26 protein-coding genes and 1 tRNA gene are annotated in these 26,178 nt (G+C 69.2%); 8 read left to right on the top strand and 19 right to left on the bottom strand.

Going from position 1 to position 26,178, the window contains the following annotated elements; genetic code table 11:
* Positions 1-68: 68 nt before the first annotated feature.
* The 5 genes from CCN39_RS34240 to CCN39_RS34220 all read right to left on the bottom strand — a co-directional run bounded on the left by CCN39_RS34240 (position 69) and on the right by CCN39_RS34220 (position 6,960).
* On the bottom strand, positions 69-1,490 hold the full coding sequence (locus CCN39_RS34240; RefSeq protein WP_086849088.1) for an ATP-binding protein: 1,422 nt from the start codon (positions 1,488-1,490) through the stop codon (positions 69-71).
* Positions 1,487-3,139, bottom strand: a complete 1,653-nt coding sequence (locus CCN39_RS34235) for a response regulator (protein WP_086849085.1) — start codon at positions 3,137-3,139, stop codon at positions 1,487-1,489. Before CCN39_RS34235 ends, CCN39_RS34240 begins: the two co-directional genes overlap by 4 nt.
* Before the next feature lie 22 nt (positions 3,140-3,161).
* On the bottom strand, positions 3,162-4,076 hold the full coding sequence (locus CCN39_RS34230) for a ribonuclease Z (protein WP_086849084.1): 915 nt from the start codon (positions 4,074-4,076) through the stop codon (positions 3,162-3,164).
* Between the two features lie 13 nt (positions 4,077-4,089).
* Positions 4,090-4,644, bottom strand: a complete 555-nt coding sequence (locus tag CCN39_RS34225) for an HdeD family acid-resistance protein (RefSeq protein WP_086849082.1) — start codon at positions 4,642-4,644, stop codon at positions 4,090-4,092.
* Positions 4,645-4,779: 135 nt separating this feature from the next.
* Positions 4,780-6,960, bottom strand: coding sequence for an RICIN domain-containing protein (locus CCN39_RS34220; RefSeq protein WP_244211124.1), 2,181 nt, complete (start codon positions 6,958-6,960; stop codon positions 4,780-4,782).
* Positions 6,961-7,220: 260 nt separating this feature from the next.
* On the opposite strand from CCN39_RS34220, the gene CCN39_RS34215 reads away from it, so the two are divergent.
* A tRNA-Ala gene (locus CCN39_RS34215) sits at positions 7,221-7,293 on the top strand.
* Between the two features lie 126 nt (positions 7,294-7,419).
* Here CCN39_RS34215 and CCN39_RS49670 read toward each other — a convergent pair.
* The 3 genes from CCN39_RS49670 to CCN39_RS34205 form a co-directional block, all read right to left on the bottom strand.
* Entirely contained in the window at positions 7,420-7,692 is a 273-nt protein-coding gene (locus CCN39_RS49670) for a hypothetical protein (protein ID WP_143264260.1), read from the bottom strand.
* 211 nt (positions 7,693-7,903) lie between these two features.
* Complete coding sequence (locus CCN39_RS34210) at positions 7,904-8,197, bottom strand: FCD domain-containing protein (protein WP_086849077.1); 294 nt, start codon at positions 8,195-8,197, stop codon at positions 7,904-7,906.
* Between the two features lie 228 nt (positions 8,198-8,425).
* Complete coding sequence (locus CCN39_RS34205; RefSeq protein ID WP_086849076.1) at positions 8,426-9,841, bottom strand: MFS transporter; 1,416 nt, start codon at positions 9,839-9,841, stop codon at positions 8,426-8,428.
* Positions 9,842-9,941: 100 nt separating this feature from the next.
* Between CCN39_RS34205 and CCN39_RS34200 the strand changes: the two genes are divergently transcribed.
* Genes CCN39_RS34200 through CCN39_RS34185 form a run of 4 tightly spaced genes read left to right on the top strand, consistent with a single transcriptional unit; the run spans position 9,942 to position 12,778 of the window.
* Positions 9,942-10,589, top strand: a complete 648-nt coding sequence (locus CCN39_RS34200) for a bifunctional 4-hydroxy-2-oxoglutarate aldolase/2-dehydro-3-deoxy-phosphogluconate aldolase (protein ID WP_208630503.1) — start codon at positions 9,942-9,944, stop codon at positions 10,587-10,589.
* Positions 10,586-11,128: a P-loop nucleotide/nucleoside kinase family protein gene (locus tag CCN39_RS34195; protein ID WP_086849073.1), complete on the top strand. Its 543-nt coding sequence runs from the start codon at positions 10,586-10,588 to the stop codon at positions 11,126-11,128. Before CCN39_RS34200 ends, CCN39_RS34195 begins: the two co-directional genes overlap by 4 nt.
* Positions 11,125-11,955, top strand: a complete 831-nt coding sequence (locus tag CCN39_RS34190; protein WP_086849071.1) for a shikimate dehydrogenase family protein — start codon at positions 11,125-11,127, stop codon at positions 11,953-11,955. Before CCN39_RS34195 ends, CCN39_RS34190 begins: the two co-directional genes overlap by 4 nt.
* Before the next feature lie 31 nt (positions 11,956-11,986).
* Positions 11,987-12,778 carry an SDR family NAD(P)-dependent oxidoreductase gene (locus CCN39_RS34185; protein ID WP_086849066.1) on the top strand — a complete coding sequence of 264 codons (792 nt, stop codon included), beginning with the start codon at positions 11,987-11,989 and terminating at the stop codon, positions 12,776-12,778.
* Between the two features lie 111 nt (positions 12,779-12,889).
* Here the strand turns inward: CCN39_RS34185 and CCN39_RS34180 are convergent, their stop codons facing one another.
* From CCN39_RS34180 to dacB, 10 genes are all read right to left on the bottom strand, one after another.
* Positions 12,890-13,702: a sugar phosphate isomerase/epimerase family protein gene (locus CCN39_RS34180; RefSeq protein WP_086849064.1), complete on the bottom strand. Its 813-nt coding sequence runs from the start codon at positions 13,700-13,702 to the stop codon at positions 12,890-12,892.
* A gap of 13 nt (positions 13,703-13,715) precedes the next feature.
* The gene (locus tag CCN39_RS34175; RefSeq protein ID WP_086849063.1) at positions 13,716-14,705 is read right to left on the bottom strand and encodes a Gfo/Idh/MocA family protein; all 990 of its coding nucleotides are present in this window, start codon (positions 14,703-14,705) and stop codon (positions 13,716-13,718) included.
* Positions 14,702-15,592: a sugar phosphate isomerase/epimerase family protein gene (locus CCN39_RS34170; RefSeq protein WP_086849061.1), complete on the bottom strand. Its 891-nt coding sequence runs from the start codon at positions 15,590-15,592 to the stop codon at positions 14,702-14,704. Before CCN39_RS34170 ends, CCN39_RS34175 begins: the two co-directional genes overlap by 4 nt.
* Positions 15,589-16,140: a VOC family protein gene (locus CCN39_RS34165; protein WP_086849059.1), complete on the bottom strand. Its 552-nt coding sequence runs from the start codon at positions 16,138-16,140 to the stop codon at positions 15,589-15,591. The genes CCN39_RS34170 and CCN39_RS34165 overlap by 4 nt, the downstream gene beginning before the upstream one ends.
* Positions 16,137-17,132 (bottom strand): LacI family DNA-binding transcriptional regulator, encoded by a 996-nt coding sequence (locus CCN39_RS34160; protein ID WP_086849057.1) that lies wholly within the window; start codon positions 17,130-17,132, stop codon positions 16,137-16,139. Before CCN39_RS34160 ends, CCN39_RS34165 begins: the two co-directional genes overlap by 4 nt.
* On the bottom strand, positions 17,110-18,108 hold the full coding sequence (locus CCN39_RS34155; RefSeq protein WP_086849055.1) for a Gfo/Idh/MocA family protein: 999 nt from the start codon (positions 18,106-18,108) through the stop codon (positions 17,110-17,112). The genes CCN39_RS34160 and CCN39_RS34155 overlap by 23 nt, the downstream gene beginning before the upstream one ends.
* Positions 18,109-18,525: 417 nt before the next feature.
* Positions 18,526-18,798, bottom strand: a complete 273-nt coding sequence (locus tag CCN39_RS50335; RefSeq protein ID WP_086849053.1) for a S1 family serine peptidase — start codon at positions 18,796-18,798, stop codon at positions 18,526-18,528.
* Positions 18,799-18,952: 154 nt separating this feature from the next.
* A complete protein-coding gene (locus CCN39_RS34145; RefSeq protein WP_086849051.1) occupies positions 18,953-19,204 on the bottom strand; it encodes a hypothetical protein in 252 nt (83 codons plus the stop codon).
* 425 nt (positions 19,205-19,629) lie between these two features.
* On the bottom strand, positions 19,630-20,811 hold the full coding sequence (locus CCN39_RS34140) for a serine hydrolase domain-containing protein (RefSeq protein ID WP_244211123.1): 1,182 nt from the start codon (positions 20,809-20,811) through the stop codon (positions 19,630-19,632).
* 11 nt (positions 20,812-20,822) lie between these two features.
* A complete protein-coding gene (gene dacB, locus CCN39_RS34135; RefSeq protein ID WP_158104572.1) occupies positions 20,823-22,325 on the bottom strand; it encodes a D-alanyl-D-alanine carboxypeptidase/D-alanyl-D-alanine endopeptidase in 1,503 nt (500 codons plus the stop codon).
* Between the two features lie 96 nt (positions 22,326-22,421).
* On the opposite strand from dacB, the gene CCN39_RS34130 reads away from it, so the two are divergent.
* The 3 genes from CCN39_RS34130 (at position 22,422) to CCN39_RS34120 (ending at position 25,511) form a co-directional block, all read left to right on the top strand.
* Positions 22,422-23,081 carry a response regulator transcription factor gene (locus tag CCN39_RS34130; RefSeq protein WP_086849047.1) on the top strand — a complete coding sequence of 220 codons (660 nt, stop codon included), beginning with the start codon at positions 22,422-22,424 and terminating at the stop codon, positions 23,079-23,081.
* On the top strand, positions 23,078-24,244 hold the full coding sequence (locus CCN39_RS34125) for a sensor histidine kinase (RefSeq protein ID WP_086849045.1): 1,167 nt from the start codon (positions 23,078-23,080) through the stop codon (positions 24,242-24,244). The genes CCN39_RS34130 and CCN39_RS34125 overlap by 4 nt, the downstream gene beginning before the upstream one ends.
* Before the next feature lie 145 nt (positions 24,245-24,389).
* Positions 24,390-25,511: an FkbM family methyltransferase gene (locus tag CCN39_RS34120; RefSeq protein WP_086849043.1), complete on the top strand. Its 1,122-nt coding sequence runs from the start codon at positions 24,390-24,392 to the stop codon at positions 25,509-25,511.
* Between the two features lie 3 nt (positions 25,512-25,514).
* Here the strand turns inward: CCN39_RS34120 and CCN39_RS34115 are convergent, their stop codons facing one another.
* Complete coding sequence (locus CCN39_RS34115; RefSeq protein WP_086849041.1) at positions 25,515-26,135, bottom strand: TetR/AcrR family transcriptional regulator; 621 nt, start codon at positions 26,133-26,135, stop codon at positions 25,515-25,517.
* Positions 26,136-26,178 lie beyond the last annotated feature (43 nt).

Below are 26,178 nucleotides of genomic sequence, written 5' to 3'. Positions count from 1 at the left end.
CGGGATCCCGTCGCCCGCCAGCCCGACCAGCGCCCCGAGTTCGGTCGTGACCGTCGGGACGGAAGCCATCAGAGCGAGGCCTGCTCGACCGTCGGCAGGCAGACCTCGAACCGGGTGTTCCCGGGCTCGGATTCGACGCGCAGGTCGCCCTGGTGGCGTTCGACGACGATCTTCCACGAGATGTCCAGGCCCAGCCCGGTGCCCTCGCCGACCGGCTTGGTCGTGAAGAACGGCTCGAAGATCCGCGGCTTGATGTCCGCGGGGATGCCCGGGCCGGTGTCGCCGACCTCGACGCGGATCTGGTCGTCGACGCGCCACGTGCGCAGCGTCAGCGTGCCCTCGCCCTTCATCGCGCCGAGGGCGTTGTCGATGATGTTCGTCCAGACCTGGTTCAGCTCGGCCGGGTACGCCGGGATCTTCGGCAGGCTCCGGTCGTACTCCTTGACGACGCGGACGCCGCCGCCGATCTTGCCGGACAGCATGACCAGCGTGGAGTCGAGGCCGTCGTGGACGTCGACCCACTGGTGCGGCGCCCGGTCCATCTGCGAGTACTGCTTGGCCTTGCCGACCAGCGCGGAGATGCGCGTGGTCGAGTCCTCGATCTCGCCCATCAGCATCTCGGTTTCGAGCGCGTAGGCGAGCCAGCGGACGGCGCCGTCGATGAAGGTGTCGCCGACCTGCTCCAGCACGTTGTCCAGGTCGGTCGTGGTCAGGCCGGCGCGGACGTAGATGTCGGCGAGGTCCCAGCCGCCGTCGATGCCGCGGTCGTCGAACCAGTCGCCGATCTCGTCCTCGCGGTCGGCCTGCTGCATCGCGGTCAGCTTCTCGGCCTGCACGACCTGCTTGACCAGGCGTTCCTGGACGTCGATGAGCTGGTGGAGCAGCTCCGGGTCGATGTCCTTCTTGGCCAGGAAGGCGAGCTTGTGGCGCATCCCGGCGACGCGTTCGCGCAGGGCGGACGTCGCCCGGACGGCGGCCGCGGCCGGGTTGTTCAGCTCGTGCGTCAAGCCGGCCGAGAGCTCGCCGAGCGCCAGCAGGCGGCGGCGCGAGCCGATCACCGTGTCGCTGTTGCGCCAGCCGAGGTACATGCCCTCCAGCAGGTGCGTCGCCATCGGGAACCACCTGCGGAACTCGACGGAGAACTCCGCGGCGGGCAGCGCGAGCAGCGTCAGGTCGCTGAGCGCCTGCACCGAGGCGCCGTAGCGGTGCTCGGCTTCCTGGTGCACGAAGAACTGCGTCGCGCCGAAGTAGGCGCCGCGCTGGTCGGACCGGTTCGTCTCGATCTCGGTGCCGCTGACCAGGCGCGTCATCCGGACGGCGCCGTTCAGGATCACGTAGAAGCAGGTCGCTTCTTCGCCCTCGCGGATGACGAACGAATCGCCCTCGTACTCCTCGAGCACGGCGTTGGCGGCGACCCAGTCGAGCTGGCCCTCGGAAAGGTGTTCGAACAGGAAGAGGCCGCGAAGCTCTTCCCGCGGCAGTGCGCTCATTGTTCCTCCAGGTACCGGTGTACCAGCGTCACGGCCATCGCGCCCTCGCCGACCGCGGACGCCACCCGCTTGACCGACTGCGACCGCACGTCACCGGCCACGAACACGCCCGGGATCGACGACTCGAGGTAGTGCGGGTCACGGTCGAGCGGCCAGCCCGCCGGCCGCTGCCCGGCCGACAGCAGGTCGGGGCCGGTGCACACGAAGCCGTGGTCGTCGCGGTGGATGGCCTCGCCGAGCCAGTCGGTGCGCGGGGCGGCGCCGATGAAGATGAACAGGTGCCCGCTCTCGACCGTCTCGGTGACGCCGTTCTCGCACAGCGTGATCCGCTCCAGGTGGCCGTCGCCGTGCACCTGCTTGACCGTGGTGTGCGTCCGGACGTGGATGTTCCCGATGCCGGCGATCTGCTCGATCAGGTAGTGCGACATCGACGCCTCGAGGGACTCGCCGCGCACCAGGATCGTGACGTCGCTGGCGTGCTTGGAGAAGAACACCGCGGCCTGCCCGGCGGAGTTGGCGCCGCCGACGATGTAGACGTGCTCGCCCTTGCACTCGGGCGCCTCGGTCGCGGCCGAGCCGTAGTAGACGCCGCGGCCGGTGAGCTCCTCGACGCCGTCGGCCTCCAGGGCGCGGTAGTTGACGCCGCTGGCGAGGATCACCGAGTGCGCGGCGATCTCGCTGCCGTCGCCGAAGGTGATCACCCGCGACGAACCGCGGGCCTCCAGGCCGACGACATCGCGCGCGGTCAGCACCTCGGCGCCGAACTTCTGCGCCTGGCGCCGCGCGCGGTCGGTCAGCTGCGCGCCCGACACGCCGTCCGGGAAGCCGAGGTAGTTCTCGATGCGCGAGCTCGTGCCGGCCTGGCCACCGGTGGCCTTCTTCTCGACGAGCACCGTGCGCAGGCCCTCGGAGGCGCCGTACACCGCGGCGCCGAGGCCGGCCGGGCCGCCGCCGATCACGACGAGGTCGTAGAACTCCTGCGCCGGCCGGGTCGACAAACCGACCGCGTCGGCGATCTCGCTGCCGGTCGGGTTCTTGAGGACGGTGCCGTCCGGGGTGACGACCACCGGGATGTCCTTGTCGGTCGCCTCCGCGGCCTGCAGGATCCGGCAGCCTTCGTCGTCCTCGACCGAGTACCAGCGGTACGGGACCGCGTTGCGCGCGAGGAAGTCGCGCAGGTGGAACGACGGCGAGTTGTAGCGGTGGCCGATGAGCTTGACCTCCTCGACCGGCTTGTCGCCGACCGCTTTCCAGGTCTCGACCAGGGCGTCGATCACCGGGTAGAGCTTCTCCTCCGGCGGGTCCCACGGCTTGAGCAGGTAGTGGTCGACGTCGACGACGTTGATCGCCTGGATCGCGGCGTCGGTGTCGGCGTAGGCGGTCAGCAGGGCGCGGCGGGCGTGCGGGAACAGGTCCATCGCCTTCTCGAGGAAGGCGATCCCGTCCATCTGCGGCATCCGGTAGTCGGCGAGGATCGCCGCGACGGCGTCGCCGCGCAGCTTGATCTCGCGCAGCGCGTCGAGGGCGTCCGGGCCGGAGTCGGCGCGGATGACGCGGTAGTCCTTGCCGTAGCGCCGGCGCAGGTCACGGGCGACCGAGCGGGACACGGCGGGATCGTCGTCGACGGTCATCAGGATCGGCTGGCTCACGAGATGCAGCCTACGGCGCTTCTCACCCCGCGGGGAAAGAACGTCTTTTCGGCACCTGGACCCGCTCCAGGTCCTGTGCCACGACGATCTCGCCGCCGAACTCGGCCTTCGCCTCCTCCAGGAAGCGCGCCGGATCGGGGTAGCGCTGCGAGAAGTGGGTCAGGACGAGCTGCCGGACGCCGGACTCGGCGGCGACGCGCGCGGCCTGCCGGGCGGTCAGGTGACCGAAGTCTTCCGCCAGGGAGGTGTCCTCGGCGAGGAAGGTCGCCTCGATGACGAGCGTGTCGGCGTTTTCGCTGAGGGCGTACACCGCGTCGCACAGCCGGGTGTCCATCACGAACGCGAACCGCTGGCCGGGCCTCGGCGTGCTGACGTCCTCGATCTTCGTGGTCCCCAGGCGTCCCTCTCGCTGGAGCCGGCCGACGTCCGGGCCCGTGATGCCGTGCTCCCGCAGCCGCCCGGGGAGCATGGTGCGGCCGTCGGGCTCGGTCAGCCGGTAGCCGAACGCCTCGACGGGGTGGCTCAGGCGCCGTGCCTCGAGCGCGACCTTCCCGGTGGTGATCGGGCCGTCCTCGGTGATCGGGTGTTCCCGCAGGTCGGCCTGCTCGTAGAAGGCCGTCGCGTGCCGCATCCGCTCGAAGTAGTGCGCGCCGGACGCCGGGAAGTGGGCGTGCACCGGGTGGCCGACCTTGTCCAGCGACAGCCGCTGGATCACGCCGGGCAGGCCGAGGCTGTGGTCGCCGTGGAAGTGCGTGACGCAGATCCGCGTGACGTCCGTGGCGGCCACACCCGCCCGCAGCATCTGGCGCTGGGTGCCTTCGCCGGGGTCGAAGAGGATGCCCTCGCCGTCCCAGCGCAGGAGGTAGCCGTTCTGGTTGCGGTGGCGCGTGGGCACCTGGCTCGCGGTGCCCAGCACCACCAGCTCGCGGGTCGACACCCCCGCACGGTACTCAGGCGGCGAGCTTGCGGAGGCGGAACGCCAGGACGAGCAGCACGATCCCGTACAGCAGCGCGTAAATCCCGACGAGCAGCGCGATGCCGTACGCGCCCGCGATCGGGTTGATCACGATGAAGATGCCGGCGAGCACCGAGATCGCGCCGGCCAGGATGAGGAAGGCCTCGCCCTGGATCTGCTTGCGCAGGCGGATGGCCGCGGCGATCTCGGCGATGCCGGTGACGATCGCCCAGAAGCCGACCAGCAGGGCCAGCAGCAGGACGGTGATGCCGGGCCAGACCAGGACGAGGATCCCGGCGAGGATGCCGAGCGCGCCGAGGACGCCGTACGCCACCCGGTGGGCGGTGTCACCCGGGCGGAACGCCTGCATCAGGCCGCCGATGCCGTCGACGATCGCGTACACGCCGTACAGGATCGCCAGAACGAGCACGGTGGCACCGGGCCAGATCAGTGCGAAGAGCCCGAAGAGCACGGCGAACACGCCGCGGACGGCGGTGATCGGCCAGGCTTTGCGGGGTTCGACGACGGTGAACGCTGCGAAAGAGGTCATCTGCCGCTCCTGGGTCGATGGGGGACCTCAGTATCGCGACGATTACCCCCGTCCGGCTCCTCGAACACCCCGTTCGGGCGTATCCACAAAGGACCGGCGTGCGCCGCGGCCGCCACCACGGCGCACGCCGGTGATTCAGGGGTAACTCACCAGGTTGACGGCCTTGGTGCCGGACGGCGTGGCCGGGCCGGTGTTGTTGATCACGTGGGTGATCGTGCCCTGGTAGTTGAGCGAGACGGTCACCATGTCGTGGAACCGGACACCCGGCGTGTTCGGTGCCTCGTACGCGTGGGCGCTGGCCACGGACGGGTTGGTGCTGAAGTAGCAGTAGCTGCCCAGGCCCCACGCTTCGTGACTGGTGACGTTCGGGCCGACCTTGTAGGCGGAGAAGCCCGGCGTGGAGCCGTTCATCCAGCCCGCCTGGTTCGGCACGTCGTAGGGCATCTCGTTCTGGAAGAAGTAGGTCCGGCCGCCGTTGCCGTTCCAGACCACCTGCGTCTTCTGGTAGTGCTCGACGAAGAGGCCGTACATCGTCACGTCGTTGCCGTTGACGATCAGCCCGGTGTCGGCGGTGTTGGTGGTCCAGCCGACGTACTCGGTGCGCTCGGCGTGGTCGGCGCGCCAGATCCACATGTGGTCGCCGATCACGTTGCTGCTGTTGACGACCAGGCTGTTCGTCGCCTTGCCGACGGCGGCGCCGCCGATCCGGAAGAACACGTCGTGCAGCGACGTCGGGTTCGCCGCGTGGTTCGCCGCCGACCCGGCCGGGCCGACCTGCATCAGCGTCGCCGAATTCGTCGTGCCGGCGTCGATCAGCAGGCCGGCGAGCTTGACGCCGTCGACGTCGTCGACGGTCATCGCGGTGATGCCGTTGTCCGGGACCAGCGTGGCGACGCCGAGGCCGAGCACGACGGTGTCCGGGCGGGTGACGCGCAGCGTCTGGTTCAGGTGGTAGACACCCGGCGTGACCAGCAGGTTCTTGCCCGCGGCGAGCGCGGCGTTCAGGTCCGCGGCGGTGGCGCCGGGCTTGGCGATGTAGAACTGGTCGATGGACAGCGACGTTCCGGGCGCGGCGCCGTTCGCCCAGGTCGTGCCGGACGCGTTGGTCTTCACGCCGGGGACGAAGACCTGGTACTTGCCCGCGCCGTCGATGTAGAGGAACGGCTTTTCGCGCACGACCGGCGTCTGGCCGACCGTGGTGTAGGGCGGCGTCGGGAAGGTGTTGGCGGGCGCGCCCTGGACGCCGGCGAAGACCATGTTCCAGTTCGCGCCGTTCCAGCTGCCGAACTGCGAATTGCGCGAGATCCACTGCTGCTGCGAGCCGGACCGGACCTGGCCGTCGATCTTCGTGTCGGAGATCCAGCCGCCGCTGGCCCAGCCGCCGTCGTCGAGCTGCAGGTCGCCGCGGACGTGCATGCGGCGGTAGGGCGCGGCCTGGCTGACCGCCCAGCGGTCGGCGCCTCCGCTCGGGGTCACGGACAGGTTCTCCGCGCCCCGCCAGAAGTTCTGGGTGGCGTTCTGCGGCGGGAACCAGTCGGCCTCCACGTGCACGGCGCCGTTGATGTTCACGGCGTCGGGGCTCAGGCCGAGCCCCAGCACCTGCGTGTAGAAGCCGACGTTGACGTCGTTGGCGTAGGTGCCGGGCTTGAACATCACGGCGTAGCGCTGGCTGCCGAACTGGTTGCGTTCCTGCTGGGAGAAGATGCTGTCGAGCCGGCTCTGGATGGTCGAGCTCGGCATCGACGGGTCGAAGATCACCACGTTCGGGCCGAAGTCGGGCTGGCCTGGCTGGCTCGTGTTCACGGGGGTCAGCATGAAGGACTGGGCGGCGGTGCCGTTGCAGGTGTACTGCTGCAGCTGCACCGAGTCGGCGGCGGACGCGCCGGGGACGTCGAGGCACTTCCCGCTGTTGCGGCTGACGAAGTGGTACCGGCCGCCGCCTTCGTCGACGGCCTGCCACTGCTGGTTGGCCCCGCCTCCGTAGGTCCAGAGCTGGAGCAGGCCGCCATCGGCGGTGGAGACGTCCTTGACGTCCCAGGCGGCGGCGGGGTTGGTGCGCGTGTTGATCCGGAAGTAGCCGTCGCCGGTGGCCTGGAACTGCCACTGCTGCGAGGCGGTCTGGTTGCAGGTGTACTGCTGGACGACGGTCCCATCGGCGGTCCCGGCCGCCCGGGCATCGACGCACTTGCCACTGTTCACGGCGGCAACGGTGTACCACCCGTCCGGGGTGACGGCGGCTTCCGCAGCCGTCGTCGTCGAGCTTCCGACCAGGACCGACGCTGCCGCGAGCAGCGTCATCACCCGCCGTCTCGTCATCGAAGCCTCCTCTGCCGCACACGCGGCGTCATCGAGAGGTGTGCCCGGTGGGTGAAGACGCGGCGTAACGGGCGGGGACCTCGGCGTCACAACCGCGCAAAATGTAACGGCGGCCACAGTGGGGCGTCAATACGGGACTAAAAATAAGGTGTGAATGTGCTGGTCACGGGGTTGCGGGGGTTGTGGGTACCCCCGCGTGGAGGCCGTCTGGGCGGGGTGTAATGTATGGGCATACGAGATGCGGAGTTCACCTTCGCCTCGGGGCTATGGCGCAGCTGGTAGCGCACCTCACTGGCAGTGAGGGGGTCAGGGGTTCGAGTCCCCTTAGCTCCACAGTGACGAAACACCGCCCACCGGATCTGAAGATCCAGGTAGGGCGGTTTTTCGTTGTGCCGATCTTGAGTTTCGCCAGGAGCACGACGGTGACGATGTCGCGGCTGATGGCAGCGGCGGCCCTGCTCAGATCGCTGCGACGGCGGCTTTGCGGACATCTGGGTCGCCGTTGTTGAACAGCCCCACGAGTTCGCCAGGGGCAAGGTGTGGTGCAGTGGCCATGGTTTCCGCGGCTCCCTGCCGCGCCGGGATCGGCAAGTCGGTGACGTCGGAGACGCATGCCTCCGGTAGCCGGTCGTTCGAGAAGGCGTTGGCCCAGATGTGGCCGGCCCGCACCGAGATGGCACTGTTTGCCTCGAGCGCACGGTTGAGGTGCTGCGAGAAACGCGGGCCTGACACTGGTTCCCAACCGGGCTCTGGCGGAAACGCTTCTCGACGGTCGATTCCCGAGCACCCCTCCGGCGCTCATCGCCTGACGTCGCCGCCACCCCGACGGATGCACGGCGGTCCGGCTCGACGCATCGCGATCCGCGCCCGGAACGACTGAGCCACCGGTACGCGGGAGCGCGGGCCGCCGTCCTGGTGGTGTCCTGAGCCACGCTCAGATCGGTCAGTTGGTTGTCAGGCCTTCGAGTTTCTGCCGCAACGACTCCTGGGAGTGCCGGTCCATGATCTCGTAGGCCCGCTCGATGTCGAGGCGTCTCATGGCCGATACCAGGTCCCGGTGGTCCCGGATTTCGGCTTCGGCGCGCCGGTTTCCGGACAACCTGGCGATGTCCGGATGGAAGGCGGTCGCCGCCTTCAGCGCGGCCTCCGTGGAGGCCGCCGCCTCCTGGTCGTCGATGTGCCGCTCCAGGGCGTCGAGCCGCTCGGGACTGCTGCGCTTGGCCGCCTCGACGACCAAAGCCCGCCGCGATCCCGTCAGGCCGTGACGGAGCAGCGGCCTTCCGGGACAAGCGCCCGCCGGTGTTCCGCTGACCGAAAAAGAGTTACAGCTGCCCGAAGCAGCTCGCTCCGCTTCTGCCCGCGGCTTTGCGTTCATCGAACAGTCCCCGCTGAAATTCGGGCAGCCGCCGCCGGACCCGGCCCAGCTCGGCCCCAGAGCGCATTTCTCGCGGCGAGCAAAGGGCGCCTACGACACGGAACGCCTCGTCCGGGGGTGGACCGTGGCCTCCTCCAGCGCGCCTTCCACTACCTCCGGGTCCTTCAGCGCGACGGTCGCTCGCAGTGTCTTGCTGCCGGTCTCCGGGATCGTGAAGTAGACGGCGAGGCAGACAACGATGACCACGATCATGTAGACAGCGACGAACCTGGGGTGCCCGGCGCCGACGAACGCGGCGGCGATCAGGGGGGCGGTGCCGCCGAAGATGGCGATCACCAGCTGGTGGGAGAAGCCGATGCCGGCCACCCGGACCGACGCCGGGAACAGCTCCGCCTGGATGGTCGGGTACACCGCCTGCCAGATGCCCAGGACGATCCATCCTGATGCGGCCACCACGACGTAGACCCAGAAGCCCGGCCGGTCGAGGAGGAGCAGCAGCGGGTAGAAGAGCACGATCATGCCGGCCGCGCCCACGATGGGGAAGATCTTGCGCCGGCCGAGCCGGTCCGACAGCGCGCCGCAGATCGGCACGACGATGACCAGCAGGATCAGCCCGATGACGCTGCCGACCAGGGTGGAGCCCTTGTCCCGGCCGCTGGTGAGCTGGGCGTAGGTGGGCAGGAAGGTGGCCCAGGTGTAGTAGGCCACGGCCGGCGCGGACAGCGCCGCCGTCTGCAGGAGAGCCTTCGGGTGTTCACGGAGCAGAGCCAGCAGCCGTGCGGGGGCCGACTTCTTGTCGACGAGGGAGCTGGCCTCGAACTCGGAGGTTTCGTCGGCACGGGCCCGCAGGACGAGACCGACCACACCCAGGAGGCCGCCCACGAGGAAGGGGATGCGCCAGCCCCAGGCCGCGAGGTCGTCCGGAGCGAAGGCTGAGGTGACGATCGCGGCGGCCCCGGTGGCGGCGAGGGTCGCCAAGCCGCTCGCCATGTTCGAGAAGGACCCGAACAGGCCCCTCCTGTTCGGCGGGGCGTGCTCGACCATGAACGAGATGGCGCTCTGCTGCTCGCTGCCGGCCGAGATGCCCTGCAGGATCCGGGCCACCACGAAGAGGACGGGCGCCGCGTAGCCGATCACGTCGTACCCGGGGGTGAGCGCGATGATCAGGGCGCCGAGCGCCATCCCGGACACGGACAAGGTGAGGACGGCCCGCCGGCCGTAGCGATCGGCCAGCGGCGAGACGATGATCCCGCTGAAGGGTCGGATCACGAACCCGATCGCGTACGTGAGCAGCGCCGCGATGAGCGAGGCGAACGCGGAGTGGCTCGGAAAGATCTGCGGGGCGAACACCGCGGCCAGCAACCCGTAGACGTACCAGTCGTACCACTCGACGAAGTGGCCGATCGTGCCCGCCACCATGTTGACCGGGCGGCGAGGGCGTTCCAGAACGTCGGTGAGCTCGGGAGGGCTTGCCGTCCCGGAGGCGTCTGGGGAGTTCGTCGTCATTGAACGCTCCACAATGAGATCGGTTGCTGAGATCGGTTGCAGAGACCGTAAGGAGCGTGCGAGTATTTGTCAATCACGCTCTCGACCAGACAGGACACCGGTGTTCACCAAGCTTGCGACCTTGCGCACGATCGACGAGTCGGGCGCCGTGCTCATCGTCCGGCTGCCCGACGCGGACAGCGCGGAACGCGTCGCGCACGCCGCGATCGAAGGCGGGTTCCGCGCCCTGGAGATCACGCTCTCCATCCCCGGGGCCGTCGAGCTCATCCGGCGGTTGGCCACCCGGTACGCACCGGACGGTGTCGCCGTGGGGGCGGGAACCGTCCTCGACGGCCACGCCGCGTACGAGTGCATCCGGGCCGGCGCGGCCTTCCTGGTCAGCCCGCAACTCAACGCCGAGATGATCCGTGTCGCCAACCGCTACCAGGTGCCGACGATCAGCGGGGCTTTCACCCCGACTGAGATCCTCGAGACCGCCGAGGCGGGTGCGGACATCGTCAAGTTGTTCCCGACCGAGAACGCGGGCATCCCCTACGCCAAGGCCGTGCTCGCGCCGCTGGCGCACCTGCCGATCATGCCCGCCGGCGGGGTGACCGCCGAGAACGTCAAGGAGTGGTTCGCCGCAGGCGTGGCGGGCGTCGGCGTGGGCAGCGCCGTCACCAAGGCCTGGCAGCCCGACGGCGACTTCACCCGGGTGACCGCCGCCGCCCGCGACTTCCTGACGGCGGTGCGGGACGCGCGCGGATGACCGCACCGACCCTGCACATCGTCATCGGCACGGCGGGCTCCGGCAAGTCGACGATCGCACGGCGCCTCGCCCGCCGGCACGGCGCCGCGTACCTCGACAAGGACGCGATGAGCGCGCGGTTCGTCGAGGCCGCCCTGGTGTCGGCCGGGTACGACCCCGGCGACCGCGAGGCCAACTCGTTCTACCTCGACCACATCCTGCCCCTCGAGTACGACTCGCTCCTCGACGTCGCCGGGGCCAACCTCCGCCTCGGCCGCCCCGTCGTGCTCGACGCACCCTTCAGCCCCTACCTGTCCGACCCCACCTTCATCACCGCGGCCGCGGAGCGTTTCGACTGGCCGCCGGTCGATGTGGAGGTGGTGCGGGTCCGCGTCTCCCCGGAGACGCTGCAGGACCGGCTGCGCAAGCGTGGCCTCGAACGCGACCGGGCCAAGCTCGCCCATTGGGATGAGTACTGGGCCGTGCACGGCGGGCTGCGGTGCGCGTGGGCCGGCGTACGGCTGTCAGAGCTCTGCAACGACGCGCAGGAGGTCCGATGATCAGCGGCACGACCACCCTCGTCGCGCACCTGGGCCACCCCACGCACACGTTCAAGTCGTCCCTGATCTGCAACCCCTGGTTCGAGAAGAGCGGCATCGACGCCGCCGTCGTCCCGATGGGCATCAAGGCTGAAGACTACGCGGACTTCTTCCGATCGCTCTTCACCCTCACCAACATCCGCGGCGCGCTGATCACCATGCCGCACAAGGTCACCACCATGGAGCTGGTGGACGAGATCAGCCCGACCGCCGCGATCGCCGGCGCGACGAACGCCGTCCTGCGGCGGGAGGACGGGTCGCTCCTGGCCGACCAGTTCGACGGCGCCGGCTTCGTCGGCGGCATGCTGCGCAAGGGGTTCGACCCGTCCGGGAAACGCGCGCTGGTCGTCGGCAACGGCGGGGTCGGTTCTTCGATCGCCGCGTCGCTGGCCGGCCTCGGCCTGGCCGAGATCGGCCTGTTCGATCCCGACGCAACCGCCTCCGAAGCGCTCTCCCGGCGCATCGGCCTGCACTACTCGGACGTGAAGGTCGTGACGGGCTCGAGGGATCCCGAGGGCTACGACCTGATCGTGAACGCCACTCCCGTCGGAATGAACGACGGCGACCCGCTGCCGGTCGACATCGACCACGTCGCCCCCGGTTCGTATGTCGGAGACGTGGTGCTCAAGACCGACATCACCCCGTTCCTGCGGGCAGCCAGGGACAAGGGCTGCACGATCCAGGTCGGCAGCGACATGTTGTTCGAGCTGATTCCCGCCTACCTGCAGTTCTTCGGCTTCGAAGGCGCCACACCCGAAGAGCTGCGCGCGGCCGCGCGGCGACTGTGACTTCTGATCCCCAGCAAGAGGAGTGTGCACAATGCGAGCTTTGGTCAGTGGTGGAAGCAGCGGCATCGGCGCGTCGACATGTGTGAGGCTCGCCGAGGCCGCTCTTGCCCGGGGCGAGCAGGCGCAGATCGCGGTGTGCGGCCACAAACTGACCACTGGTCAAGAGCAGATCGTCCGTTCGATTCAGTCGCTGGGCGGTACTGCCATCGCATTGGTGGGCGACCTCGGCGATCCCGACGTGCCAGGTCAGCTCGTCGAAGCCGCGGTAGCCGAATTCGGTGGCCTGGACGCGCTGGTGGCGAATGCCGGAATCGCCAGCCCCGGCGCGATCTGCGACTTGTCCGTCGAGGACTGGGACGACATGTTCTCCGTCAACCTCCGCGGCGCGTGGCTTCTCGCCAAAGCAAGCTACGCGCACCTGAAGCGCAGCCGCGGCTCGGCTTGCTTCACCTCCTCGATGTCCGGTCAGCTACCCCATGCCGGATCAGGTGCCTACAGCCCCAGCAAAGCCGCTTTGACCATGCTGGCCCAGACACTCGCTCTGGAGTGGGCACCTGACGGTATCCGCGTGAATGTGGTATCTCCAGGAATGACCCATACAGCGATGACCGAGAAAATGTACGCCGACCCCCAGATCAAAAAAGCAAGGGAGGACATCATTCCGCTGGCACGGATTGGGGAACCCGCGGATATCGCGAATGTGATCGAATTCCTGGTGAGCCCATTGTCGGGTTATGTCACCGGGCAAGACATCTGCGTCGACGGCGGTTTCTCCAAGTCCATTCTCAGCCATATTCCCGGTCGGCCGAGCTCCAGCTCTTGAGGCTCGATGTGCTCACTGCCGGGAACGTTTCGAAGGCAGTGGTGCCGGCACTGGTGTTCACTCCCGCGGACCGGCTCTTCGTCACCCGGCACGCAGTGCTGCCGAAGGGCACTAGTTTCCCAATTTCCAACCTTTATCGGCAAGGTCGCGCATTGCTTGACCGAACTCGAACAAGGTGTTTTCTTCGCGAATCACCTCGAGCACAACATTATCTACCCCGCATGTTGCCTCGACAGCTTCGCCCAGCCCTTCGAAATCCACCACTCCGGTGCCGATCGGATCATGACCCCACACCTGCAACCCCGTATCAGAAATATGCACGAGTGCAATAGATTCCTGGTACGAGAGCAAGCCCGCTACGGGATCCTCCTCTATGTAAGCGGCGTTGGCGACGTCGTACACGATCTTGAGCGCATCATCGTCGACCGTGCTGACGATACCCGCCAGCTCCCGGACGGTGGGAGTGAAGCAGTACGGAGTATTTTCCAGCAGGAGCCGCGTGCCGGCCTGCTTGGCCAGTGGGATCAGGTCACCCAGGCTCTCGTACATCCATCCATACGCTTTTTCGAGCGAAGGCGAAATCATGGGGCGTCGCGTACCGGGTGATATCACGACGTCGGGGACATCCCAAGCGACAGCCAAGTCGATCACCGACTTGATGTGCTCGATGCTCTTGCGGCGCATGTTCGCACCGGGGCTGGCCAGATTGATGTCATATCCACCGGCATTGAGCGATCGAATACTCGCACCGCGCTCACTGAGCCTTGCCTTCATGACCGAGCGCTCCGAGCCGGATATTTCGTCCGGCCAGCAATGTGGGGAGCTGATCGGAACTTCGAAAGTCGAATACCCGTTGTCGACCAGTTCCGCAATGGCGTCGATCGCCGTAGCCGACCATAGATAAGAAAACGTGTTGATGATCACGTCGAAACGTCCCTCACTTCTTGGCGTGGCTGCTCCAGGCCCGTCCGGGTTGCTCTTCGGTGGGGAGCCCGGCGGCCGCGAGGATGCGATCGAGGAGGAGCTGGGTCTTCACCGCATCGGCCCCGGACGTCAAGGGCTCGCCGCGGTCCCGGACACGGTCCAGGAAGTGGTGAACCGCCCCGGCGAAGCCGAACGTCTGAGTCGCCGTCGCCCAGCCGAAGGCCTCGGGCGACATCTCGCGCACGGTCGTCCCGTCGGGCCGGCTGATCGAGATCCGGTCCGGCGCGGTGACGTTCGCGGTCGCCGCGTCTCCGTAGGCGTCGAGCTTCTCGCTCCAGCCGCCGGCGTCGCGGGCACCCACGAGCATGCCGGAGTGACCGTTGTCGAACCGGACGAGCGCGGCCACGCCGTCCTCCTGCCAGCGGTCCTCACCGGCCGCGTGCGCGCTGACGTCGACGGGCTCGCCCCCGCAGTACCAGCGCAGCAGGTCGACCATGTGGATCGCGTTCTCGAAGGTGGCGCGGTACTCGGAGCCCGCCCGGTTCTTCTGGGCGACGCAGAAGCTCGCGCCGCTCTCCCCGAAAGCCGCGCGGCCGGCCTCGTACACCGGTGCGAAGCGGCGGTTGAACCCGACCATGAGCACTCGTTCCCGCGCGGCGGCCAGCTCGGCGAGGGACTGCGCGTCGGACACGCTCGTCGCCAGCGGCTTCTCGCAGAAGACGTCGACGCCGGCCTCCAGCGCGAACCGGGTCGCGTGGACGTGCTCCGACCGGGGTGTGAGGACGAACAACGCGTCCAGTTCCTCCGCCTCGAGCAACGCCTCGACCGTCGGATAGGCACGGCGGAAGCCCCAGCGCCGCAGCAGGGGCTGCGGGTCGTCCTTGCGGGTGACCAGGCCCCGCAGCTCCACGTCGTCGCGCGCGACGAGGGTCGGGAGCTGGGCGATGCTCGCGATGTTGCCGGCGCCCGCCACACCGATGCGCAGCACATCCGGGCTCGTCACGCGGGTACCACCGTGGCGAGCATCTTGCGGAGCGCGAGCGCGGAGTCCTTGAAGCCGGTCGCGGGGTCGGGCAGATCCTGGGGATGCCACCGGTATTCGTACTCGAGTGAGAGCACGTCGTCGTAACCGCGGCGCACGAGTTCCTCGACGATTTCGGGCCACGGCACGACGCCCGTACCGACGACCCGGGACCGGACGGCGCGTTCCTCGGCCTTCACCCGGGCGGTGTCCGAGGCCCGGAAGGGCGCCTCGGGGTCCTTGAAGACCAGGTCCTTCACGTGCACGTGGCCGACGAGTTCACCCTGGACGGCGAAGGCCTCCTGCCAGGTCTCGTCATGGGTGAAGGTCAGGTTGGCCTGGTCGTACAGGACGCGGACGGAGGGGGAGCCGACCTCGCCGACGAGACGGGCGGTATCGGCCGCGGTCTGCGTCATGGTGCCGAAGTGGTTCTCGACGCAGAGCACGACGCCCGCGTCCGCGGCCTCGGGCGCGAGGACGGTCAGCGCGCTCCGCAGCTGTTCCCAGTGCCGGGTGTGATCGGTGTCCCCCGGGTGCCAGGCGCCGGCGTACACCCGGACGCGGGTCGCGCCGACGGTGTGCGCGGCCTCGAGGCATGCACGGAATTCGTCGATCCCCCGCTGCCGGCTCGCCGCGTCGACGCTGTTGATGGAGGTCGTGTACGGGGTGAGCGCGACGATCGGGACACCTTCGGCGTCGGCGATCGCGGCGGCCCGCCGCGCGGACCGCGGGTCCGACGGGCTGATGGCCGCCGGGTAGTCGTCCTGGTAGATGACCTCGGCGGCGTCGAGACCCGCCGTGCCGAAGAGGCGCAGCGCTTCGGCGAGGTCACGGCCCGGGGTTCCCAGGGTGTGTCCGGCGATGATCATGAGAGAGGGGCGCTCCTTCTTGGCGGGCGGGTCCAGTCCGCCGGGCCGACGAGGTTCGGGGGGTTCTGCACCCGGGACCGGTCCACGAGCTCCATCAGCAGGCCCCAGGGGGTGACGAAGTACGTCCACCGGTTGCCGGCCACGAGGGGGCTGTCGGGACCGACTTCCTTGCGGCCGCCGAGGACCCGGACGTCCGGGATCGCGGCGAGGTGGGCGATCGCCGCGTCGACGTCGTCGACGACGAAGCACAGGTGATGCCCGCCCCGGTCGCTGTGTCGAGGGTGCTGGGTCCGCTGGTCCGCGGACTGCCACTCGAACAGCTCGACGTTCAGGTTCGGCGGGAGCCGCAGCATGGCGAGTTCGAGGGCGGCGTCCGGCGGAACGTCGAAGTGCGCCGGCATGAACGACGGGTCGGGACCGCGCCGGGAGCGGTAGAGTTCCTCCGCCCCGAGGACCTCGACGAAGAAGCGCACCGCCTCGTCCAGGTCCGGGACCGTGTACGCGGCATGGTCCACGTGCCGGAGCCCGGGCAGCAGCCGGCCGGTCACCGGACCGGCCTGGTCGAGGAGCGGACGAGGAGCTGCGGCTGGAGCACCACGTGCTCGACCGGGCCACCGTTCGCCGCCTGCTCGGCGAGCCGGATCGCGATGCGGCCCATCTCGGAGATGGGTTGCTGCACCGAGGTCAGCGGCGGGTTGCTGCGGGCGCCGAGCGCCAGACCGTCGAAACCCACCACCGAGACGTCGCCGGGGACCGACACCCCCCGCGAGCCGAGCGAGCTGATGAGTCCGAAGGCGACCAGGTCGTTGCCCGCGATGACGGCTGTCGGCCGCGCACGCAGGCTCACCAGCTCTTCCGCGGCACGTTCGCCGGCGTCGACGCCGATCCCGCTGCCGTCGAGCTCGATCGGCGTCATCCCGTGCTTCTCCGCCAGCGTCCGGTAAGCCTGGCGCCGGTCCGCGGCGGTGTGCGTCCCCGCGATCCCCGAGACGTAGGCGATGGAGGCGTGCCCGAGCTCGAACAAGTGGTCCAACGCGAGCGCGATCCCGGTCGCGCTGTCGACGGTCACCGTGGACGTCTGCTCGCCGGACTCGACCCGGTCGATGACGACCAGCCGCTTCCCGAAGCCCGAGGACTCGAACTCGGCGGGAAGGACCCGGGTGTAGGGCGCGATCACCGCGAAAGGCGCGTACATCGCCTGCATGGCGTCGAGGTACCGGGCCGTGGCATCCGCCTCGTTCTCCGTCACGCACAGCACCAGCTGGTAGCCACGCTCCCCCGCGGCGGCCGTCATGGCCTTCGCGAGCTCGGCGAAGTACGGGTTGGTGATGTCGGGGACGACCAGCGGCACGAGGGTGCTGACCTTGGTCCGGAGCGCCTGGGCGAGCGGGCTCATCTTGTAACCCATGGCGGCCGCCACCTTGCGGACGTGGTCCAAGGTCTCCCGCTTGACAGCCTCCGGGCGGGAAAACGCCCGCGAGACCGTCGACCGGTGGACCCCGGCTGCCGCCGCTACCTCATCGATGCTGGGTGTGGACACCGGTTCTCTCCTGTCGGCCGTGCGCGTACGCGTCCCAGATGACGGCCATCGTGGCCTCGAGATCGCTGATCCGCGGGAGTTCCACAAAACCACGTCTCAGCTGCTCGGCCACCTGGTCGACGAACAATCCGTACAACGGATCGCTGTCCACCTCGAGGACCGCGGTCTCCGTGACGCCGTCGTTCGAAGTGAACGACGCGTTCCCGTCGGACCAGATGGTCGCGGTCCCCGCGGCACCGATCCGCATGAAGGAACAATGCCGCTTGAGCGGCGACCCGGGGAACGCGTATCCCACCTCGATGGTGGCGATCCGCCCGTCGGCCGTGGTCAGCGTCATCGAGGCGTAGTCCTCGACGCCGCGGCCGTGCAGCGCCGACGACAGGGCCGCCGTCACCGCGACTTCCTCCGCGCCGGCCGAGCGGAGGAAGAGATCCACGAAGTGCGGAGCGAGGTTGACCATGCACCCGCCGCCCGCGCGCTCGACGTCGACCATCCACGGACTGCCGCCGACCAGGTAGCGGTCGGGCGGGCCCGCGATGAACTGGACGCTCTCGTACACCGAGCGGCCGGCCCTCGCCAGCCATCGGTCGGCCGGGCCTCCCCGCTGCACGAGAGTCACGGCGATCGGTACCCCGGCAGCCTCCGCGGCCGCCCGGACGTCGACCAGCTCCCGCAACGACACCCCGGCCGGCTTCTCCACGACGAGCGGGATGCGCCGGGCGACGAGAGCGAGGCAGGCCTCGCGCATCACGTCGTGCGGGACGAAGACGTACGCCAGCTCGGCGTCCCCGTGGGCCGCAAGCACTTCCTCCCAGGACGGGTAGAGGGGCGCGTCCCACAGACGCGCAAGGTGCTCCGCGCGCGACAGGTCGGGATCGCTGACCCCGACGACGACGTGCCGCTCGGCGATCCGGTCCGCACAGAGGGGCACATGCCAGTGCGACGCGCCGAGGATGATCGTCTTGGCTTTCTTCATGTCAAAGCACCGCTGAGGCTGAGTACCCCGTCGGCGAGCGCGCCGGCCGCGGCCCGCAGGGCTGGATGGCGGGGGCCATCGGCGGCACCAGGAGTCCGGCCATCAGCGTCCCTGAACGACGGCTGGGGCCGCACGTAGCACCGTGCGCGGCGAGCACGCGGATCGCCAGGGCCAGTGGACACGAACCCCCCATGAGATCGGTTGCTGAGATCGGTTGCAGAAAAAACTAACGGAGTGCCACCTGGGTGTCAACCACGTATGGCCACATGCGGCATGGCCGCCTCAGCCAGCGGGCGGTTCGGTCACGAGTCTCTTCGTCATCGCGTCCCGCTTCCACACGGCGTCGCACAGGGTGCGGTGCAGCAGCGCCGCGGTAGCGTCGCGCCAGTCCGGGGATCCGACCCATCGGGCCACCGGCTACGCCCGGAGGTCCACGCCGAGGGCGTCGAGCCGGTCGGCCACCCGGGCAATCGCGCGCCCCTGGTTGCGATACGCCATACCGTCGCGTTCCGGGGAGTCGACCCAGCGGTGGTGCAACGCGACCACCTTCCACCGGTCGTCGAACACCGGCGACCCGGCCTCGGTGTCGGTCCAGTACTGCACCACCCGGTCGTCCAGGCCGCCGGGGTGCTGGATGATCGCGACACGGTCGTCGACCTCCGGCGGCGTGCCCTCGCGCAACGACAGCACCGCACGTCGTCGGGCAGCGGCACGGAGGTGGTTACGACGGCGAAGTCGTCCTCGCGTTCGCCGACCGCCGAACCGGGCTGGAGGCGGCACACCGCCCGCGCCCGGTCCAGGCCGTGGCGCAGGAACGCGATGTCCAACAGCGTCTGCTGTCCGTTCACGATCTGCCGCCCCGCGCCCCGGCCGTGCCAGGACCACGGGCCGTCGCCCGGAGGGGGGCCCGGACCAGCGGTGTGGGGGCGAGCAGTTCGTCGGTCCGCAGTGCGAGCACCGGCCGGCTCCGGGACGCCGCGCGGAGCAGTTCAGGCAGGACCAGGTGGGCCGCTGCCTCGTTCATCACGTCGAACCACAGCGTGCGCGCGGGCTGGTTCCAGCGGATCAGACCCGGCGACAGTCCCGCCTCCCGCACCCACGTTCCGACTCGCGGTAGATCGTGCCGCCCAAGGCGTCACGCAACTCCTGCAACCGGACGTCAGTCCAGCGGATGAGCGAGTAGTGAGGTCATCGATGGCATGCTCACACCCCGCCAGTCACATCCGATCGAGACTCTCGGCGACGCGACCTTGCGGGCACCAAGCCGCCCACACCGCGTGGGACCGGCCAGGAGATCACCACTACCTGCCCCCAACAGAGGGGAACGGGCACCAAACCCGATGCACCGTCTTCCCGCCCGCATTCGTCGCAGATTTCGTACCCGCCTCTTTCCCTGAGGATCGGGCAGCCGCAGCAGGGACAGGTGGCCGCCGTCGGGTGGGGGCGATGACGTCCTTCTGCCTCATGGAGTTCTGGAACTGATCACTCAGCCGGCCCAACGGATGCTCGACGGCGAGGTGATCAAGAATCTGTCGTCCCGCAGTCGAATCCTGCACCGGCGCCGGCTTGGCTCACGATGAGCTGACGGGCGAGATCGACGATCGGCCGGACGCTGGTGTCATAGTTGCTGAGCACGACGGCGACCCAGCCGGCGTCCGGGAACACGTCGAGGTTGTTCGAGCGGCCGGGGCCGCCGCCTGTGTGTCCCACTATTCGGTGCGCTCCGGTGATCGTCTCGACCTGGCCGTACCCGTAGAACTGCCCCTGTGGCAGGTCGACCGGGCTCACGGCCTCTTTGCCGGCGGTGGCCAGGGTGGTGAACGCGGGGTTCAGCAACCTGCCGCCGTGCAGGGCGATGGCGAAGCGGAGCAGGTCCTTCGTGGTGCAGTACGCGCCGGTGAACGGGCCTCCGACGTACGGAAACCCCGGCAGGGTGGTGGCGTCCACGCGCGGGCCGCCGGGTTGGGTCGCGTAGCCCAGGGCGATGGTGTCGTCGCCGCGGATCTGGGGCTTCGTGAAGAAAGCCGAGCTGGTCATGCCGGCCGGCGCGAACACGTGCTGGCGTACGTAGTCGTAGAAGGACAGCCCGGACACCGCGGCGACGATGGCACCGAGCACGAAGTAGCCGTCGTTGCTGTAGCCGAACTGGCTGCCCGGTGTGAACCGCAGTGGCAACGTGCGCAGGTAGGCCGACATGCCCTGCCACACGTCGTCGACACTGTTCCACGTGTCCTCGTCGGCCGGTCGTTGGTTGGTGAGACCGGGCCGGCCGACGCCCGCGGTGTGCGTCAGCAGTTGGTGCACGGTCGCGCGGGAGACGTCGGCGGGGAATCCGTCGAGGTAGGTGCCGAGCGGCTGGTGGAAGGCCACCGCGCCCCGCTGCGCGAGCTGAGCGACCGCCACGGCCGTGAGGCACTTGGTGATCGACGCGAGGTCGAAGCGGGTGCCTGATGCGTTGGGGACACCCTGCCTGGCCCGCCCGTGGAACCTGGTCAGCACCGGCTTGCCCCGGTGGGCCACCAGGACCGCGCCGGAGAACTGGTCCGCCGCGGCCCGCTCGGCGACGAACCGGTCGAACCTGCCGCCTGGCAACAGATCGCGCGACACGACGTCGGACGGGGTGGCGTCGCCGAGGCCGGCGGTGGCGAGCAGGCCGGCAGCGGCGCCGAACAGTCCGAAGACGGACCTTCGTGTGGTGTGCATGGAGATTCTCCCTACCTGGTGAGCGATTCGTAGACGGCGGTGACGACGTCGGCCTGTGCGACACCGGCACTTTCCTGCAGCGCCATGGCTTCCGCCGCTGATCCGACCGTCATGTCCATGAACTGCGAGAACACCACCAACCGCCGGTCCGGCAGGACGAGGTAGCCGGCCAGCGCCTTGTGCAGCTCGGTACCGAGGAAACCCGTGCCGGTCTTGGCGAACGTGCGGCCGGCGGCGGGAGAGTCGGGCGTGGTGCCGGTCAATGTGCCGTCCCGGCCCAGGATCGCCATCGCGTCGCGGTACGCGGTGAAATACGGCTGCCGCGCCATGTAGCGCAGGAACTGGACGAAGAAGTCCGGGCTGAAGGTGCCGCTGGTCGGATCGATCACCTCGAGGCCGGCCCGCTCGAACAATGCGGCCTGCAGACGTGCGCCCGCGGCCTTGGCGTTGTCGGCGTCGTGCCCGGCGATCGCGCCGACGAGGTAGGGGAAGTACACGGTGTGCACGTTGGAACTCAGCTTGAGCATGACCTTGGCCTGCTCCGACAGCGGCGGGGAGACGTGCTCGGCGAGCAGACGGCCCGGCCCGGCCACGGTCCTCCCGTTCACCACGTCGACGCCTGCCTCGGTCAACGCACGCATGAACGCGATCTCGGCGAAGCGGACCGGGTCCGGCACGAAGTACGGACACACGACAGGCTGACCGCCGGCCTGGATGTCGCCGGTGAGCCGCACGGACCGCGTGCCGTCGGGGTTGGTGGCGACCGGTGTGAACGTCAACCTTCGCGCCGGCTGGTTGACCTCGTTGACCTCGTTGACCACGGTGACGTAAGGGGTTTCCGGCCATATCCGCAACTCGGCGCGACCGGGTGTCACCACGACGTCGACGACGTTGTCGTTGACCATCATCGGGGACACCGGGATCGGGCCGAGGCCGTTGAAGATGTCCTCTTGTCCCTGCCGGAACAGCGAGGCGTCCACCCGAACCCGGCCGGTGACGCGCCGGATGCCGCGAAGTCGCACCTGCTTGGCGAGCTCGCGAAGTTGCTGGAGCGGGTCACCGGGAACGGGTTCGGTCGCGCTCCCATAGGTGTGGTCGGGGTCCGGCAGCGCGAGCGTGCCATGCGACCGGAGCCTGGGCCCGAGCGCCAGGTCCCCGCCGGCCACCAGGACCAGGTCGCCGTCGAGAACGCCACGGCGGACGGGGCCGTGCGCGTTCACCCGGGTCAGGAACCGGTGCGAAGGTCCGAGCGCCGCGAAGGCCGCCCCCGCGATGAAGACCTTGAGCGAGGACGCGGGCACGAACCGCTGACCCGGGTTCAGTGCGTAGACCGGCTCATCCGAGTTGTGAACGTGAAACCGCATGCCCCACCTCGACCCGGCCAGCTCGGACCGGGTGATGATGTCCCGGATACGTGCGGCGAGCGCGGGTTCTGCCTGTGCGGTGGCTCCTGTGGACAGCAGACCGGCGGTGGCGGCCGCGGCGGCGCCGAGCACGGTTCTCCGTGAGTGCACATTCATGATCGCAAGAGGTACGCGGCGGCCGGTTGCACGACGGTTACAGCACTGATGTAACCGCCATGCAACGTCGGTTGGGGCAGGCTTGCGCGGGTGCGAGTACTGGTGATCGAGGACGACGCCGAGCTGGCCGAGGCGATCGGGGTCGGGTTGCGGCGTGAGCAGATGGCCGTGGACGTGGTGTTCGACGGCGCGACCGGGTTGGAGCAGGCGCAGACGGCCGACTACGACGTGATCGTGCTCGACCGCGACCTGCCCGGGCGGCACGGCGACGACGTGTGCGCGCGGCTGGTGGCCGACGGGTGCCGAGGCCGCGTGCTGATGCTGACGGCCGCGGCGACGATCGAGGACCGCGTCGACGGCCTCGGTCTCGGCGCCGACGACTACCTGCCGAAACCGTTCGCGTTCGCCGAGCTGGTGGCCCGGCTGCGTGCGTTGTTCCGGCGTGCTCAGCCCGCTGTGCCCCCGGTGCTGACGCATGCCGGTCTGGTGCTCGACCCGTCGCGCCGCGCCGCCAGCCGCGACGGCAGTCCGCTGGATCTCGGGCCCAAGGAGTTCGGCGTGCTGGAGTTGTTGCTGGCCTCGCAGGGCCGGATCGTGCCGGCGGAGGAGCTGCTGGAGCGGGTGTGGGACCAGATGGCCGACCCGTTCACGACCGCGGTGAAGGTGACCGTCAGCCGGCTGCGCCGAAAACTGGGCGACCCGCCGGTCATCGAGAACGTGCCCCAGGCCGGCTACCGGATCGGGCCATGACCCGGGGGACGGTGCGGTGGCAGCTCACCATCGTCTACAGTGGACTATTCCTGCTGTCCGGCGCTGCCCTGCTCGTCATCACCTACCTGTTGGTGGCAGGCGGGTTCCCGGTCATCCGGCTCCAGGACGCGCCGGACGGCGACGGAATCGTGCGGCTCTGCGCCCAACCGGACGGCACGGTGGCCACCGACGGCGACTTCACCGCCTGCGCGGAGAAAGCACGCGCGCTGATGACGACCCAGCAGGCCGAGACGACGCGCCAGCTGGTCCTGCGGTCGGGCGCCGCGCTCGCGATCATGACCGTGGCGTCCGTCGGCTCGGGCTGGATCATGGCCGGACGAGTACTGCGTCCATTGAGGACCATCACCGCGGCAGCCCGCGACATCTCCGCGGGCGACCTGCACCAGCGACTCGAGATGACCGGCCGGCAGGACGAGATGAAGGAACTGGGCGACACGTTCGACGGATTGCTGGCCAGACTGGAGTCCGCGTTCGACGCGCAACGCCAGTTCGTGGCCAACGCCTCCCATGAACTGCGCACCCCGTTGGCCCGTCAACGAACCTTGCTGGAGGTGGCACTGGCCGACCCGACCCCGACCACCACCGGCCTGCAGACCGTGTGCCGCCGGGTGCTCGCGGCAGGCGAGCAACAAGAACGACTCATCGAAGCGCTGTTGACCTTGGCCCGCAGCGAACGCGGCCTCGATCGCCGGGAACCCGTCGACCTGCAGGCAATCACCGGCTCGGTCGTCGAAGCTCGCCTGGCGGAGGCGCAAGCGCGGTCGGTGAGCGTCAACACCGACCTGGTGCCCGCCCCGGTCCTCGGCGACGCCCGCCTGGCCGAGCGCATGATGGCCAACCTGGTGGACAACGCGATCCGCCACAACATCCCCGGCGGCACGGTCACTGTCACGACCGGATCCGGTACAGCCACCGTGACCAACACGGGCCCAGTGATTCCCGCCGACGAGGTGGACCAGCTGTTCCACCCCTTCACCCGACTGACCGGCGAACGCGTCTCCGCCCCCGACGGCCTCGGCCTGGGACTCCCCATCGTCGCCGCGATCGTCGCCGCCCACGAGGGTCACCTCGACGCCCGCCCGCTGCCCACCGGCGGACTGACCGTGACCGTCCGGCTCTTCGCCGATGCTGTTGGCGATTAGTCCTCCTCGACAGCCCGAACGCGATCCTCCGCCGGACTGTTCCGCGTGCGGCCCNNCGCCGGCCGGCGCGGTCAGCGCGTTCCCTCCGGGCGCTCTGCTCCGACTGGGCGTTAGGCTCGAATTCCCTTCCCGTCTTGGAGGCTCTGTGGAGCGGCTGGTTCCCGACGTCAGCGGGTACGACCCGGCGCTGGCCGGCCGGATGCTGGCCACCGTGGCCTGTACTGACGCCGACGGCATTCCGAAGGTCGAAGGCGCCGGGGCGTGCCGTGACCACGATGGTGCGCGCGTGCAGGTCATGCACAACGGGCTGCTCGTCGAGGAAGGCGGCTACTACGGCGCCTGGATGGCCGAAGTCATCCGGGCCCTGCGGGGTCACCACGAACCCCAGGAAGAGATCGTGTTCCACCGGATCCTCGAGCGCCTGGCCGCGGACGGCGGGTCGCCCACGATGATCGAGTTCGGCAGCTTCTGGATGTACTACGGTCTCTGGTTCTGCCACGCGATCCCCACCGGCCGGGCGGTCGGCCTCGAGCCGGACCCCGCGTGGATCGACGTCGGGCGGCGCAACAGCGCGCTCAACGGCTACGACGACCGCGTCCGGTTCGTCCAGGCCGCCGTCGGCGCCGAGCCCGGCGAGCCGCTGGCCTTCGAAGCCGAGAGCGACGGGCAGGTGTACGACGTCCCCCAGCACGACCTGGCTTCCCTGCTGGCCGAAACCGGCCTGGAGCGGGCCGACCTCGTCCTGGTCGACATCCAAGGGGCCGAGACGGTCCTGATCGACCGCGCCCGCGGCGACTTCGAAGCCGGCCGGGTGCGCTTCCTGGTCGTCTCCACCCACCACCACACCATCTCCGGCGACCCGCTCACCCACCAGAACGCCCTCCGGAACCTGCTCGACGCCGGCGCCCACGTCATCGCCGAACACTCCGTCGGCGAATCCGTCAGCGGCGACGGCCTCATCGCCGTCTCCTTCGACCCACGGGACAAGGACTTCACCGTCCCGGTCACCCACGCCCGCTACCGCGACTCCTTCTGCGGCGAAATCGAATACGACCTCGCCGCCGCCCTTGCCGCCCGAGCCGAAGAGTCCGACAAGGCAGCCGAGCGTCTCGACGACGAAGTCCGACGACTCCGCGCGGAGGTGGCCCGCACCGCCGCCGAGCGCGACCGGCTCAAGGCGGAACTCGAAGCCGTCTTCGCCACCAAGATCTGGCGCTGGGCGAAGAAGCCCCGCGAAATCTATGCACGCCTCGCCCAGCGGCCATGACCCCTACGGCTTGGTGGCGTGGAGGCCGGCCAAGACCACATCGACGATCTTCTCGGCCACCTCGCGGGTGAAGGGGTGGCGTCGCCGGATGGCGTAGAGGTACACCGGCCCGGACAGCAGTTCGGTGAGGAAGTAGCTGTCGACAGGCGGGATCTCCCCCCTTCCGACGGCGCTGTCGAATCGCCGGTGGACGGTGGCGAGCCGTCGGTCGAAGACCGTCCGGACCGCCTCATCCAGATCCGTGTTGCCCGGGGCCGCGCTGCCTGCCTGCAACAGCGCCCGCCCGATCGAGCTCGACACACGCTCGGACAACCCCACCAGGAAGTCGACCAGATCCCGGCGAAGGTCGCCGGAGTCGTGGAGAGGCGAAGAGTCCTCGGCATACTGCAGCAACGCGTCGCTGACGAGTTCGGCTCGGTCCGGCCAGTTGCGGTAGACGCTGTTCTTGTTGACTCCGGCGAGTTCGGCGATCTCCTCGTAGCGCAGGCCGGCCACCCCGTTCCGGGCCACGAGCTCCGTGGTCGCCGCGAGGATCTGCGACCGCACGCGAGCGTTGCGGCCACCCGGTCGCGCCGGTCGCGCGCCGGCGTCGGTCGTCTCCGAGGTCTCCGTGTTCTCCGGCACGCCTCCGATTTTCCCATCTCTCTTCGTGGACAGCCCGGCGGAT

Origin of the sequence: Amycolatopsis kentuckyensis (genome assembly GCF_002155975.1) — a bacterium.
In the GTDB taxonomy this organism is placed as follows: Bacteria; Actinomycetota; Actinomycetes; order Mycobacteriales; family Pseudonocardiaceae; genus Amycolatopsis; species Amycolatopsis kentuckyensis.
Note: the sequence above shows the minus strand (reverse complement) of the source record. Positions and strands in the feature narration are given on the sequence as shown.

What these genes read in the sequence shown, in the direction of transcription:
- CCN39_RS34190 (WP_086849071.1), top strand. Translation starts at nt 11,125, where the DNA reads ATGATCAGCGGCACGACCACCCTCGTCGCGCACCTGGGCCACCCCACG.
- CCN39_RS34240 (WP_086849088.1), bottom strand. Translation starts at nt 1,490, where the DNA reads ATGAGCGCACTGCCGCGGGAAGAGCTTCGCGGCCTCTTCCTGTTCGAA.
- CCN39_RS34225 (WP_086849082.1), bottom strand. Translation starts at nt 4,644, where the DNA reads ATGACCTCTTTCGCAGCGTTCACCGTCGTCGAACCCCGCAAAGCCTGG.
- CCN39_RS34125 (WP_086849045.1), top strand. Translation starts at nt 23,078, where the DNA reads ATGACCCGGGGGACGGTGCGGTGGCAGCTCACCATCGTCTACAGTGGA.
- CCN39_RS34195 (WP_086849073.1), top strand. Translation starts at nt 10,586, where the DNA reads ATGACCGCACCGACCCTGCACATCGTCATCGGCACGGCGGGCTCCGGC.
- CCN39_RS34170 (WP_086849061.1), bottom strand. Translation starts at nt 15,592, where the DNA reads ATGATCATCGCCGGACACACCCTGGGAACCCCGGGCCGTGACCTCGCC.
- CCN39_RS34155 (WP_086849055.1), bottom strand. Translation starts at nt 18,108, where the DNA reads ATGAAGAAAGCCAAGACGATCATCCTCGGCGCGTCGCACTGGCATGTG.
- CCN39_RS34220 (WP_244211124.1), bottom strand. Translation starts at nt 6,960, where the DNA reads ATGACGAGACGGCGGGTGATGACGCTGCTCGCGGCAGCGTCGGTCCTG.
- CCN39_RS34140 (WP_244211123.1), bottom strand. Translation starts at nt 20,811, where the DNA reads ATGCACACCACACGAAGGTCCGTCTTCGGACTGTTCGGCGCCGCTGCC.
- CCN39_RS34205 (WP_086849076.1), bottom strand. Translation starts at nt 9,841, where the DNA reads ATGACGACGAACTCCCCAGACGCCTCCGGGACGGCAAGCCCTCCCGAG.
- CCN39_RS34185 (WP_086849066.1), top strand. Translation starts at nt 11,987, where the DNA reads ATGCGAGCTTTGGTCAGTGGTGGAAGCAGCGGCATCGGCGCGTCGACA.